The organism is Azonexus sp., from assembly GCF_030824335.1.
In the GTDB taxonomy this organism is placed as follows: Bacteria; Pseudomonadota; Gammaproteobacteria; order Burkholderiales; family Rhodocyclaceae; genus Azonexus.
Window position 1 is genome coordinate 1 of sequence record NZ_JAVBXX010000026.1, and the last position, 13707, is coordinate 13707.

A 13707-nucleotide genomic window follows, 5' to 3' on the forward strand; every position below is an offset into this window, starting at 1 on the left:
GCGTTGCTCGGCAGTTTGACGCCGTCGATGGCGAACATCTCGCGGCCGATCAGGCCTTGCCGGTCGCAGAGGTAAAGCACCTGAGCGAAGAGCTGGGCGACTTCCTCGTCGAGGCTGGAGACGAAGGCAGCCAGCGTGGTGAAGTGCGGCGCACTGTCGCCGCTGAGGGCAATGAAGGTGACGTGTTCGCGGCACAGCCGCTCGATGCCCCGACTACTGACGACGCCCTAGGCGTAGGCGCAGAGAATGGCTTACTGGTCGAGATACTTCACCGTGTCAACCACAGTCTAGAAGAGACCCACTAACACAGTTTCCATCAACTTAAAATTGACTCACATGGGTCACTTTCCTAGCTGGAGCAGCTAGGTTACCAGCTATTGTTTGGCATGAATTTTGCTTATTCTCTTTGGCGTACTAAAGGAGATAGAGAAAATGATCATCCAGGGCCTTGGAAATATTACTTCCGCATACGAAGCAACCTACAAAGCGGCAACTGAACGGCAAACAGCCTCAGCGCCCACGGCAAATTATGCCAAAAAGGTAACCATATCGAATGCTGCAAAAAATCTTGCGGCAATCGAAGGCAACACTGTTTTTACACAGCAGAGAACACCAGCACAAGAGAATTTGTTGAGGGCAGCAAGTTCAGACAAAGCCAGTGCTGAAAAAATTGCCTACGACATGGCTAACGCATCGAGCACTATTTTTTATGACATCAGAGGGCAACGTGGGGTTGGTGATGGTACGGGTGACTTTGTCAGAAAACTCTCTAGCACTGGGGAAATTGTGAACAAAGCATATGAAGACAATTTCTTCAAGCAGGCATCTCTGATAGATACCCAGCGTAGATCTCTGTACGAATCAGAAAAAGCCAGGGGAACCGATCCATTAAGTATTTTGGGCAAGATGATCGATTTCACAAACTCTCAGTCAGAGGATTACCTAGAAGCTTCTGGCTGGACGTATAAAGGGGTTAAAGCCTGACCGGTCTTCTCGGGCGTGCGCAGGCATTTGGCGCGTTGTTCTCAGAGCGGGCAATCTCGCGTGGCGCCGGGCTGCTGTCGATTGCTTTGTAGCGTGCCATCGCCGTTTCCCAAGCTCATCTTGAGATTTGAGCCTTGTTATTCCATATGCTTCAAGGCACGATGCAGGCATGAACACTATTTTTCTGCAGCTCCGTTATGCAGCGCGGACCCAATTGCCGTCAGCCAGACCGAAGGCGTGCAAATTCAAACTTGATTGTATTCACCATCTTCTTGAGGAGCTTATATATGGCTAGACCACGGGTTTCGATACTTATATGTTCCGCCTTCCTCAGCCTCCTTTGTGGCCAAGCAATCGCCCAAGAGAAGAACTGTGCGGTGGTAGTAATGCATGGCAAATGGGGTAACCCACAATATATAAGCTCATTTGGTAGCAGGCTTGAACCTACGTGTGACTACAAATCTATTGAAATGCCTTGGGCACAGCGTCGCAATTATGACGAGCCATATTCAGTCGCACTGACTGAGATCAAAGCGCAGGTTGGTGCGTTTCGTGCGCAAGGTTACAAGCGCGTATTACTCGCAGGTCATAGCTTTGGGGCGAATGCGGCTCTGGCATATATGGCGGAGATCGGAGATGTGGATGGCGTCATTGCCCTTGCGCCAGGCCATGTTCCAGAATTCATGTACGAAAGAGGGATTGGTAGGGATGCAGTTGACCGTGCGCGAGAACTGATTGCAACAGGCAAAGGGGATGAAACCCTTAGCATGGATGATCTGAATCAGGGAAAACGGCAAAGTGTACGAATGAGCGCGAAGGTGTTGCTGAGTTACTTCGATCCCACAAGCCTTGGAAACATGCCCGCGACGACTGCACGCTTCAAGAAGGCGGTTCCGCTATTGTGGGTAGTCGGCACTAGAGATCCCCTGTACCCGCGCGGCGCAGATTTCGCGTTTAATTCTGCCCCACCCCATCCGGCAAGCAAGTACTTGGTCATAGAAGCAGACCATTCTGGAACGCCCGACGTGGCTGTCAACGACGTCCGTGAGTGGATTAAGGGACTGCCTTAGTCGTCTATGCAACACACGAGGCATAAACCAGCGGTCCACCGGACGCTGTAGAAAAACCCTTTTCCAGCCCGATTTTCGACAAAGAAATGGCGCAGTTTTGATCTGCGCCATTTTGCTTTTTCATGCTTCTGAACTGATCAACCGCTGCATTCTGCTTTCCGGGATGCTGGTAACCGCCTGACGAGGGGATTCCCTCTCTTTTGCCTATCCTCAATGACTTGGTACGAGCACGGTTCGGCTGCCGTTGGATTCCATCGGGCTGACAATGCCCGCGATTTCCATCCGTTCGACCAAGCGGGCTGCACGGTTGTAGCCAATCCGCAACTGTCGCTGGACAAGCGAGATCGAGGCACGGCGTGACTCGATGACGATGGCGACAGCCTGATCGTAAAGCGGATCGTTTTCCTCGGCATTACTGTTGCTGGCAGTCTCCGCTTCGCTACCCTCCGGGGTGCCGAGTACCGCATCGAGATAATCCGGGCTGCCATACTGTTTCAGATGTTCGGCCAGCGCATGCACCTCGTCATCCGTAACGAAGGCACCGTGTACGCGTTGTGGATAGCCAGTCCCCGGTGGCAGATAGAGCATGTCGCCTTGGCCAAGCAGGCTCTCGGCGCCCATCTGGTCGAGGATGGTCCGGCTGTCGACCTTGGAGGAGACCTGGAAGGCGATTCGTGTCGGGATATTGGCTTTGATCAGACCGGTGATGACATCCACGGAGGGGCGCTGCGTGGCGAGAATCAAGTGGATGCCGGCCGCGCGTGCTTTTTGCGCCAGGCGGGCGATCAACTCCTCGATTTTCTTGCCGGCGACCATCATGAGGTCAGCAAATTCATCGACTACGACCACAATGAAGGGCAAGGTCGACAGAGGCGGCGGACTTTCCAGGAGCAAGGGGTCGGGATCATAGATCGTCCGGCCGGCATCTTCCGCGTCACGGATTTTCTGGTTGAAGCCCGCCAAGTTGCGCACGCCGAGCAGGCTCATCAGCCGGTAGCGGCGCTCCATTTCGGTTACGCACCAGTGCAAGGCATTGGCTGCGAGTTTCATGTCGGTGACGACCGGCGCCAGCAAGTGCGGGATACCGTTGTAAACGGAAAGCTCCAGCATCTTCGGGTCGATCATGACGAAACGCACTTCTTCAGGTGTCGCACGGTAGAGCAGTGAAGCGATCATCGCATTGACCCCAACCGACTTGCCGGAGCCGGTGGTCCCAGCAACCAGCAGATGCGGCGCCTTGGCCAGATCGGCGACTACCGGTTCGCCCGTGATGTCTTTGCCCAGTGCCATCGCCAGCTTGGAGGGGTGCCGCTGGAAGAGATCGGTGCTGAGCACTTCCGAGAGTCGAATCGTCTGGCGCTGCACATTGGGCAGCTCCAGGCCCATATAGGTTTTCCCGGGAATGGTCTCAACCACACGAATCGACGTGACACTCAGGGCGCGCGCCAGATCCTTCATCAGATTGACCACCTGCGCGCCGCGCACGCCGACGGCGGGTTCTACCTCATAGCGCGTGATGACCGGCCCGGCAAAGGCATCACGGACCACCACCTTGACGCGAAAATCGGCCAGTCTTTCTTCGATCAGTCGACCATTTCGGTTCAGTGCATCGAGGTCGGCCGGGGTGTGCAATTCCGGCGACGCTTGCAGCAGATTCAGTGGTGGCGCATAGCTTTCCCATTTGCGCGACCCAAAGGCCGTGGATTTGGGAGATGTATGGGCCACCAGATCGACGGGCTCTTGCGGCGCAACATCAGTCGGTGTTTCGCGCTCGGCGACATCGGCAGGCGCAGCGACTGAGATCGTTGGCCGTATGACAATTCGCGGTTTGGCGGATGGGGCCATTGCCGGCGCGGGTTGCAGCGGTTCGTCGAAAATATCGAATCGCTGTTCGGCCTGCGATACCGTGCTGCCGGGTTTCGCTTCAACCTGAATGCTTGCCGGGATTGACGACGTGGGTGAAAAGGATATTGCCTGGGTCGAGGAAGCCGTTTCGACTTCCTGTGGTGTCGTAATTCCTGGCATCGGCGACTTGGGCGGACGAGTGGCGCTGAGGCTGGCTGAGATCGGCTTCCTTGGCGCCATCACGCTGCGTTGGATTCTGGCAGTCGGGATGTCATTGCGTGGCGGAGTGGAAGTTATCTCCCGTAACGCTTGGTCCTCTGGTGGGACGAGTGCCGCGCTGTTAGGCGCCGCAGCGACAGCACGTGGCGCTGGCGAAACCTTTAGCGGAAGGGATGGAGACACAATCACTTCGACGGTCGCGGCAGAGGGAGAGGAAACGCACGAGGAGGAAGCAATGGTTATCTCTGCTTCGGAAAACGTTTTGGCTCTCACCTCTGCTGTGTCTGGCACCGTTACGTTAGGAGACGTGGGTTTGCGCAAATTAGCAGGAACAGGTTTTACAACGCTCGCACGAGGCTTCGAGGACGTGACCGGTGGAAGTCGTGTGAGGGTTGTGGCTGAGCGCACAGCGTCGGACTCGGGTAAAGACTTCGGAATCACGCTGGCTGGGCCAGCGATTGCTGATCGTATTGGCCGAGGGGCCTGAGTTGGAATGGCTGGCCCTGACACCATGTCTTGCCCGAGGCGCGTAACATCCTGAGCATTCCGACCCGCCCTGCCGGGGAGGCGACCGCCATGAATCTTGAGCAGGCGAGCCCGAATCTCTCCCTCGTCTATCTGTTCAGCTTCTGGGGGTGAGGCAGGTGGCGGCGATAGCAGGCGTCCGCGATAGTGCTGCTCCAGATTCTGACGAATCCAGACGTGATCTGCCGCAAGGTGTTCGCGTAACTTGGCCGCTGTCAGTGGCGTGTTTTGCTTGGATGGTCCTGCCGGTGCAGAAGACGTTGTGCTGGGCGATGTCGCATCGGCTGTCGCTTTTGCATTCTCACAGGCGGCCATGCGATCCTTTTGTGCAGGCAGGAACTCATTGGTCGGGCATCCGGACTTGAAAAATTGTTTAAAGCTCGCCCCAACCTGAGTCAGGACGTTGCTCAGATTGCTTGCCAAATCGTCGGTAGACTTGTTGCTATCTTCGCTTGCTTCCGGGGGGGGCGTTACCTTGTCCTTAGGATTCACTGCTCTCTCTATGGCGATGAAAGTTAACCTTTACCAGAAAGGCTGACGACCAATACACCGCAAAAAATTGGCGATTTTATCCTATAGCGCGTACCGAGGAAGGTGATGAATTTGACGCAGAGCTGCAGCAATCACAACGGGCCATGAGCCTCTCCTGAACTCAACTTCAGCTTGGCGTGGGCTGATACGGAAAATCCAGCGGTCGACACCCGATTGGGGGTAATTTCAGGCCGGGCACCGGCAATAAAAAGTCAGCACGCGTGCGCTCTTTGCTTTGAACACCGGTATCCAGCCAGACGGCTCAAAGGCGGAGGTTGCCGCCAAAGATACCGATCAGACCAATGACGATCAGATAGATCGCCACAATAAAATTCAACAGGCGCGGCACGGCCAGAATGAGAATGCCGGCAACCAACGAAACGAGGGGAGCAAGGCTGAGGGTGATATTCATTGCGATACCTTTTCTGTTCAATTGTTGTTCGCGCATGCGGTAAGCGCCACGATACGCAACTCGTCGACAATACCGCTTGAATAACGCCGGCTCCGTGCGCCTGCGAACAGAAGCCCCCGAGGCAAGAGACGAGAATTGCAGCAACGCTGAGTTGTTGCTGGGCGCCAGAACAGCCAGGTGGACACGACAAGCCAACAGTTCGTGACCTCAACAGAGCTGAATACTGAATTGCCAAGGGCGCCTGCGCCGGATTGATGACTTCCATGACATTGCCTCGCCAGTTCAAATGGATCGCAGGCGTGCTGCTGGCGTCAATATTACTGGCAGTGCTTTTTATTGCAGTCTTTGGCTGGAACTGGCTGCGCGGGCCAATCGAGCACATGACCCAGGAAAAAACGGGGCGCGAACTACTTATTGGCGGCAATCTGACGGTCGATTTCAGCTGGCCGCAACCACGCCTGCACGCCGGCATGGTCAGCTTCGCCAATCCGGCCTGGGCTGGCGAAAAGTACATGGTTACTGCCGAGGCGCTTGAAGTCGCGCTGGATCTGCCGGCACTGCTGCGGCAGAACATCGTTTTCCCCGAATTACGGCTCCGGCGTCCGGTCATATTTCTTGAGCAAGGCTCTGGCGGGCGCAAGAACTGGCTGCTCGATCAAGAGCAGAAAGATGAAGACGCCCGGATCACGATTGGCCGACTGATGCTCGACCAGGGCACCCTGGGCTATGACGATGCTGAACGGAAGACCAGCATCCGTGCCGAACTCTCCACCACGGATGGCGGCCCGACTGGCTCAGGGCTGAACATTGCCGCTGAGGGCAAATACAAAGGGCAGCCGATCAAGTTGCACGGCAAAGGCGGGCCGGTTCTGGCCTTGCGCGACGAAAGCACGCCCTACCCGCTGCAAGGCGAACTCAGCATCGGCCATACTTTCGTCAAGGCCAATGGCAGCATCACCAGCCTGCTCAAGCTTTCTGCACTTGACCTCAATCTCGCGGTGCGCGGCGCGAGCCTGGCGCAACTCTTCCCGCTGCTCGGCATCGCCTTTCCTGAAACCGGCGCCTATGCGACGCAAGGACGTATGGTGCACAGTGGCCAAACCTGGCGTTACGAGAAATTCTCCGGCCACATCGGCAAGAGCGATATTGCCGGCACAGCAGAAGTCACCACCGGGGGGAAACGACCAGCACTGAAAGCCAACCTCAACGCGCGGCGGCTCGATTTGGCCGACCTTGGCCCCCTGATCGGCGCCCGACCCGGACGCCTGGAAGTGGCCAAACAGGCAGCGCTACCCGCCGACAAGGACGCCCCAACCCCGACGCGGGCGCGCGCCCTGCCCGACTTGCCATTCAAAACGGATCGCTGGGACAGCGTCGACGCTGAAGTGGGCTTGAAAGCCGCACACATGCGTGTCGACACCCTGCCGCTGGAAAATTTCGAAGGCCATCTCAGCCTGAAAGACTCGGTGCTAACCCTTGATCCACTTGATTTCGGCATTGCCGGTGGCAAGCTGGGGGCAGTGATCTCGCTGGATGGACGCAAAAACCCGATTGAAGCCCACGCCAAGCTACGGGCGAGAAAAATCCTCATCGCCAGGCTGTTTCCGAACGCCGATTTAAGCGACAGCAGCATCGGCCAGATCAATGGTGAGTTCGACCTGAGCGGCAAAGGCAACTCGGTCGGCCGGATGCTGGCCACGTCGAACGGCAAGCTAGGTTTGATCATCGCCCGTGGCGAAATCAGCCGCTTGATGATGGAAAAGGCCGGCCTGCACCTTTGGGAAATACTCGAACTCAATGTCACCGGTGACCGACTGATCAAACTGCGTTGTGCCGTCGCCGATTTCGACGTCAAGAATGGCACCATGGATACCCAGGCACTGGTCTTTGACACGGAGGTCACGACCATACTCGGCACCGGCACCGTCGATCTGGCGCAGGAAAAGCTCGATCTGACGCTCAATCAAAAAACCAAGAAAACCAGCCTGCTAGCCGTGCGTAGCCCGATTCGCGTGCGCGGAACGTTTGCTCAACCCGATGTCAGTGTCGACCGGGGTGTCGTCGCCGCACGCACCATCGGCGCGGTAGCCCTCGGCATGGTCAATCCGCTACTGGCACTGATTCCGCTGATCGATCTCGGCCCTGGCGGCGACAGCGATTGCCAGCAACTGGTCCGCGACGCCCGGGCTTTGCCGCATACGGGAAAGAAGAAAGGCAGCGCCGGCAAGTAAAAGCGGGTCGCTGAGCATCGCTGACCAGTCCAGATAAAACTTGGGCCAATTTTGCGGTCAACGCAAAATTGGCCCAAAAATGCAATTGCCTTGGTGAGGCTTACTGCAGTTCTTCCAGACGAATCCGCTTGACCTTGCCCTTCTGTGCCGACAGGCCTTCGATCTTGGCGATGGCGGCGTCGGCAAAGCTTTCCTTGCAGACGTGCGTCAGGATGATGATGTCGGTCTCGCCTTCGCCCTCTTCCGGCTCGCGTTGCAGCATGGCATCGATGGAGATGCCCTGGTCGGCCAGGATGCGGGTGATGTCGGCCAGCACGCCCGGCTTGTCTTCAACGCGCAGACGCAGGTAGTAGCCGGTTTCGATCTCGCTCATCGGCAGGATCGGCAGGTTGGACATGGCATCCGGCTGGAAGGCCAGGTGCGGCACGCGGTGTGCGGCATCGGCAGTGGCCAGGCGGGTCACGTCGACCAGATCGGCGATCACGGCGGAAGCAGTCGGTTCTGCACCGGCGCCCTTGCCGTAATACAGCGTGATACCGACGGCATCGCCCTTGACCATGACGGCGTTCATCGCACCTTCGACGTTGGCCAGCAGACGCTTGGCCGGGATCAGCGTCGGGTGCACGCGCAGTTCGATACCGTTGTCGCGGCGCTTGGCGATGCCGAGCAGCTTGATGCGGTAGCCGAGTTGTTCGGCGTACGTAATATCGGATGCTTCGAGCTTGGTGATGCCCTCAACATAGGCTTTGTCGAACTGGACCGGGATGCCGTAGGCGATGGAGGCGATCAGCGTGGCCTTGTGCGCGGCATCAACGCCTTCGATGTCGAAGGTCGGATCGGCTTCGGCATAACCCAGGCGCTGGGCTTCCTTCAGCACATCGTCAAAGGACAGACCCTTGTCGCGCATTTCGGACAGGATGAAATTGGTCGTGCCGTTGATGATGCCGGCGGCCCATTCGATACGGTTGGCGGTCAGGCCTTCGCGCAGCGACTTGATGATCGGAATGCCACCGGCGACAGCGGCTTCGAAAGCGACCATGACGCCCTTGTCCTGGGCGGCGGTGAAAATTTCGGTGCCATGCACGGCGAGCAGCGCCTTGTTGGCCGTCACGACATGCTTGCCGTTGGCGATGGACTGCATCACCACTTCCTTGGCCACGCCGTAACCACCGATCAGTTCGATGATGATGTCGATTTCCGGGTCATTGACCAGCGAGAAGGCATCGTCAGTCACGCGGGCTTCGCCACCGGTAACCTGCCTGGCCAGTTCGACGTTCTTGTCGGCCACCGCAGTAATGCGAATCGGACGACCGGCGCGGCGGGTAATTTCTTCCGCGTTGCGCTTGAGAACGGTCCAGGTGCCACCGCCGACGGTGCCGATGCCGATAAGGCCAACATTGATAGGTTTCATGTTCAGTCTTTATTGATGAGATGGTTGGTGTTGTGACGTTTGCGATAGTTTTCGAGGAAGCGGGCCAGACGACCGACGGCTTCCTTGAGGTCGTCTTCGTGCGGCAGGAAAACCAGCCGGAAGTGATCCGGATGCGGCCAGTTGAAGCCGGAGCCCTGGACCAGCAATACTTTTTCTTCCTGCAGCAACTCGGCGATGAAGGCCTGGTCGTTCTTGATCGGGTAAATCACCGGGTCAAGCTTCGGGAACATGTACAGCGCAGCCTTGGGCTTGACACAGGTGACTCCGGGAATGGCATTGATCAGCTCATGGGCGATATCGCGCTGGCGGCGCAGGCGACCGCCTTCGGCGACCAGATCGTCGATGCTCTGATAGCCACCCAGTGCCGTCTGGATGCCATGCTGGCCCGGCGCGTTGGCGCACAGGCGCATCGAGGCCAGCATGTCGAGACCTTCGATGTAATCCTTGGCATGGCGCTTGTCGCCGGAGACCACCATCCAGCCGGCGCGATAGCCGCAGGAACGGTAGTTCTTCGACAGGCCGTTGAAACTGATGGTCAGCACGTCTTCCGACAGCGAGGCAATCGAGGTATGCGTTGCCCCTTCGTACAACACCTTGTCGTACACCTCGTCGGCGTAAATGATCAGGTGATGCTGGCGGGCGATGTCGATGATCTCGTGCAGCAGGTCGTCCGGATACAGCGCGCCGGTCGGATTGTTCGGGTTGATGATGACGATGGCGCGAGTGTTCTTGTTGATCTTGCTGCGGATATCGTTCAGATCCGGCAACCAGCCTTTTTCCTCGTCACACAGGTAATGCACCGGCTTGCCGCCGGACAGGCTGATCGCGGCAGTCCACAGCGGATAATCCGGCGCCGGCACCAGCACTTCATCGCCGGCGTCGAGCAGCGCATTCATCGCCATGACGATCAGCTCGGAAACACCGTTGCCGACGTAGATGTCCTCCAGCGTGACACCCTTGATGTGCTTCTGCTGGGTGTAATGCATGATCGCCTTGCGCGCCGCGAAGATGCCTTTCGAATCCGTGTAGCCCGCCGCGTTCGGCAGGTTGCGGATGATGTCCTGCTGGATTTCTTCCGGCGAGTCGAAGCCGAACGCGGCAAGATTGCCTATGTTCAGCTTGATGATCTTGTGGCCCTCTTCTTCCATCTGCTTGGCCATCTGCAGTACGGGTCCGCGGATGTCGTAGCAAACGTTGGCAAGCTTGGCTGACTTCTTTACATGCTTCATCGCAATTATCCAGTGTGGCGCGTTTTGGTCCGGACGCTTTGGCCCAGAATTCGGCCAAAGGTATAATCCTACTTTATCGTTTGGTGCACCGCAAAGTGAAACTCCATACTTCCAACACCGCCGGTCTCAATCTGTTCACCGCTTATGGCGATGACTATGTTGCGGTCAACCAGCTAAAACACGAAAAAAACCTCATCGTGTTGCCGGAAAACCTGATTCCAGAGTGGTCGACCGAAAATATCGAAACCTTGACCGAATCCGACATGCAGAAACTGCTCGGGCTGGGTGTCGAAGTCATTCTGCTCGGCACCGGCAAACGCCTGCGCTTTCCGGCCGGTGCGCTGATGCGCCCATTCGCGCCGGCCGGTATCGGTCTGGAAATCATGGACCTGCAGGCCGCCTGCCGAACCTACAACATCCTGGCCTCGGAAGGCCGCAAGGTTGCTGCGGCGCTCCTTTTCGACTGATTTTTTCGCCTGATCTTTCGACCGGACGCTTCAGTTCAAACCGTCCGGATTGGCTTCCTGCCAGCGCCAGGTGTCCACACACATGTCGTCGATACCCAGTTTTGCCCGCCAGTCCAGCAAGGCTTCAGCCTGCGCCGGATTGGCGTAACAGGCAGCGATATCACCCGGCCGGCGCCCGACGATCCGATATGGGACTTTTTTGCCGCTGGCCCGCTCGAAGGCACGCACCATGTCGAGCACGCTATAACCCTGGCCTGTGCCCAGATTAACGGTCAAAACACCGGTCGACCGCGCCAGCGCATCAAGCGCTGCCAGATGCCCCTGGGCCAGATCGACCACATGAATGTAATCGCGCACCCCGGTCCCATCGGGCGTCGGGTAGTCGTTACCAAAGACCGAGAGTTCAGCCCGCTGGCCCACGGCTACCTGGGAAACGAAAGGCATCAGGTTGTTGGGCACGCCATTCGGACTCTCGCCGATCAGCCCACTTGCGTGTGCACCTACCGGGTTGAAATAACGCAGGATGGCAATCCGCCAATCGGGGGCCGACCGGCCCAGGTCACGCAGGATGTCTTCAACCATCAGCTTGGAACGCCCATAAGGATTGGTCGCACTAAGCGGAAAATCCTCCGCAATCGGCACGGTATGCGGATCGCCGTAAACCGTGGCTGACGAACTGAAAACCAGCCGCTTGACGGCGAACTCGGCCATCACCTGGAACAGGTTGATACTGCCCGTGACATTGTTGTCGTAATAAGCCAGCGGCTGTTCGACTGACTCACCAACCGCTTTCAAGCCGGCAAAATGGATGACCGAATCAATCGGGTGATCGCGAAATACCGAACGCAATGCTGCCTTGTCCCGGATATCCGCCTGAACGAAAAGCGGCCGTTGACCGGAAATTGTCTCGATCCGGTCCAGCACCTTAAGGCTGCTGTTGCACAAATTGTCGAGAACCAACAGTGACTCACCCCTGCCCAACAATTCAACAATGGTATGCGAACCGATATAACCTGCACCACCTGTTACCAGAATCATTACTTATCCCTGAAAACTGTTATCCAATGGCATTTTACTTGGCTTATCCCCGAGATCTGTGGATAAACTTGTGAATCCACCCTGAGTCTGCAATGTAAGCACATGATACGACTATGATTTTCGTCAACCGCCCAAAAAACAGGCAGAAAATCCAAGCATTTGTCCAGCTTTGCCAAACAGCAAGCCACCTTCTCTTGTTCCTGCTGGCCCTGCTACCCGCACTCGCAATCTCATCGGATTGTGCGGAACTTCCCCCATCCAGCGTCAGCATCAAGCGCCAAGAAGCACCGGTAACGGAGAACTTGCAATACAGCTACAAGGTGCTCAAGGGACTTGGAGCAAGCTACACCCGCCAGGATATTGAAGTACTGGGACTGGCGCGCGGCATGGCCATTACCCGGTTCGACATGAAAAGCACAATTCTGACATCCCCGGACAAACAATGGGAGTGCGCCAGCATTAGCCTCAGCGTGACATATGGATTTAGTCCGATGACCGTCTATGTCGGCAAGGAATTCCCGAAAGGCAGCTGTGCCCACAACGAAATCATGCAGCACGAAATGCTGCATGTCAGGGCTTATACCGAGCATGCGAAAAAAATCGAGCCGGAAATCACCGAAAGCCTGCGCCAGCGCTTTGAGAGATCGACTCCTTGGCGCGGCGCGGCCGGCACGTCTACCCAAAAACTGCAGGCCGAAATCGATGAACGATGGATTCCCTACCTGAAGCGAATGCTGGACAGGGTCAATATTGAACAGCGCCTGATCGACAGCCCGGAAGAATACGCACGCGTTGCATCAAGTTGTGACGGGGCGATCAAACAAAGGATATCGGCCAGCCGACGCTAAACAATACATAGTCACAACGAAGGAAATCGTTGCGAAAATCATGGATTTTATAGACTGGATGGCGTGCCCGGAGGGACTCGAACCCCCGACCTATTGCTTAGAAGGCAATTGCTCTATCCAGTTGAGCTACGGGCACGAGATTTGGCACAAGACGTGACACGAGAGGGAAATGGTCGGGGCGGTGGGATTCGAACTCACGACCCTCTGCTCCCAAAGCAGATGCGCTACCAGACTGCGCTACGCCCCGACGAAGACGCGCACTATAGCAGGACCTTCGGCAAAATACCAGCACCATTGCAGAATTCTTCCATGTAAAAGCGATTTTTTACATTGCGCTGCAACATGCCTATTCCTTGCCTGCGCTCCCGCTTTCTGATATTTAATCGACTTTTGGTTACAGGACGCGCTCACAAAATGGCAGAAGCACTGCTCCACAAACAACATTTCACACCTTACGAGCCGAAGGCTGGTGAGGAGTACATGAGCAACAAACAGCTCGCCCATTTCCGAAAAATCCTGGAAACGGTCAAGAAGGATCTGAGTGAAGATATCGACCGCACAGTTCACACCATGCAGGATGAAGCCACTGTCTTCGCCGACCCGAATGATCGAGCCAGCCAGGAAACCGATATCGCCATTGAATTGCGCAACCGTGACCGGGAACGCAAGCTGATCAAAAAAATAGAAGAAACGCTGACGCGGATCGACGAAGGTGACTACGGCTTCTGTGACAAGTGCGGGGTTGAAATCGGCATCAAGCGTCTGGAAGCCCGCCCAACCGCCACGCTGTGTATCGACTGCAAGACACTTGATGAACTGAAAGAAAAGCAGATGGCCAAATAAGGCAAGCCTTGGCAAATATTGCGGTCAACAACG

General features: G+C 56.6%; 12 protein-coding genes and 2 tRNA genes. 6 read left to right on the forward strand and 8 right to left on the reverse strand.

Annotation, left to right across the window (positions count from 1 at the left end):
• A partial coding sequence (locus RCI20_RS17755) for a transposase (RefSeq protein WP_373691528.1) occupies positions 1-206 on the reverse strand: 206 nt, incomplete at its 3' end.
• Between the two features lie 226 nt (positions 207-432).
• On the opposite strand from RCI20_RS17755, the gene RCI20_RS14195 reads away from it, so the two are divergent.
• On the forward strand, positions 433-984 hold the full coding sequence (locus RCI20_RS14195; protein ID WP_306606571.1) for a hypothetical protein: 552 nt from the start codon (positions 433-435) through the stop codon (positions 982-984).
• Positions 985-1370: 386 nt separating this feature from the next.
• Positions 1371-2054, forward strand: coding sequence for an alpha/beta fold hydrolase (locus RCI20_RS14200; protein ID WP_306606573.1), 684 nt, complete (start codon positions 1371-1373; stop codon positions 2052-2054).
• Between the two features lie 210 nt (positions 2055-2264).
• Here RCI20_RS14200 and RCI20_RS14205 read toward each other — a convergent pair whose 3' ends face one another.
• Both RCI20_RS14205 and RCI20_RS14210 read right to left on the reverse strand, forming a co-directional pair.
• A complete protein-coding gene (locus RCI20_RS14205) occupies positions 2265-4079 on the reverse strand; it encodes a DNA translocase FtsK (RefSeq protein WP_306606575.1) in 1815 nt (604 codons plus the stop codon).
• A gap of 1357 nt (positions 4080-5436) precedes the next feature.
• On the reverse strand, positions 5437-5622 hold the full coding sequence (locus RCI20_RS14210; RefSeq protein WP_306606577.1) for a DUF3096 domain-containing protein: 186 nt from the start codon (positions 5620-5622) through the stop codon (positions 5437-5439).
• 227 nt (positions 5623-5849) lie between these two features.
• Between RCI20_RS14210 and RCI20_RS14215 the strand changes: the two genes are divergently transcribed.
• Positions 5850-7817, forward strand: a complete 1968-nt coding sequence (locus RCI20_RS14215; protein WP_306606579.1) for an AsmA family protein — start codon at positions 5850-5852, stop codon at positions 7815-7817.
• Positions 7818-7917: 100 nt separating this feature from the next.
• On the opposite strand, the gene RCI20_RS14220 is transcribed toward RCI20_RS14215, so the two are convergent.
• Positions 7918-9228, reverse strand: coding sequence for a homoserine dehydrogenase (locus RCI20_RS14220; RefSeq protein ID WP_306606581.1), 1311 nt, complete (start codon positions 9226-9228; stop codon positions 7918-7920).
• 2 nt (positions 9229-9230) lie between these two features.
• The gene (locus RCI20_RS14225) at positions 9231-10478 is read right to left on the reverse strand and encodes a pyridoxal phosphate-dependent aminotransferase (RefSeq protein ID WP_306606583.1); all 1248 of its coding nucleotides are present in this window, start codon (positions 10476-10478) and stop codon (positions 9231-9233) included.
• A gap of 95 nt (positions 10479-10573) precedes the next feature.
• Here RCI20_RS14225 and RCI20_RS14230 point away from each other — a divergent pair, with 95 nt between their 5' ends.
• Positions 10574-10945, forward strand: a complete 372-nt coding sequence (locus RCI20_RS14230) for an Mth938-like domain-containing protein (RefSeq protein WP_306606585.1) — start codon at positions 10574-10576, stop codon at positions 10943-10945.
• 30 nt (positions 10946-10975) lie between these two features.
• Here RCI20_RS14230 and galE read toward each other — a convergent pair whose 3' ends face one another.
• A complete protein-coding gene (gene galE, locus RCI20_RS14235) occupies positions 10976-11983 on the reverse strand; it encodes a UDP-glucose 4-epimerase GalE (RefSeq protein ID WP_306606587.1) in 1008 nt (335 codons plus the stop codon).
• Positions 11984-12096: 113 nt separating this feature from the next.
• Here galE and RCI20_RS14240 point away from each other — a divergent pair, with 113 nt between their 5' ends.
• Positions 12097-12831: a hypothetical protein gene (locus RCI20_RS14240; RefSeq protein ID WP_306606589.1), complete on the forward strand. Its 735-nt coding sequence runs from the start codon at positions 12097-12099 to the stop codon at positions 12829-12831.
• A 59-nt stretch (positions 12832-12890) separates the two neighbouring features.
• Here the strand turns inward: RCI20_RS14240 and RCI20_RS14245 are convergent.
• Both RCI20_RS14245 and RCI20_RS14250 read right to left on the reverse strand, forming a co-directional pair.
• Positions 12891-12967: transfer RNA gene (locus tag RCI20_RS14245), tRNA-Arg, on the reverse strand.
• 34 nt (positions 12968-13001) lie between these two features.
• Positions 13002-13078: transfer RNA gene (locus RCI20_RS14250), tRNA-Pro, on the reverse strand.
• Positions 13079-13245: 167 nt separating this feature from the next.
• Between RCI20_RS14250 and dksA the strand changes: the two genes are divergently transcribed.
• Positions 13246-13674 carry an RNA polymerase-binding protein DksA gene (gene dksA, locus RCI20_RS14255; protein ID WP_306606590.1) on the forward strand — a complete coding sequence of 143 codons (429 nt, stop codon included), beginning with the start codon at positions 13246-13248 and terminating at the stop codon, positions 13672-13674.
• Positions 13675-13707: the final 33 nt, after the last annotated feature.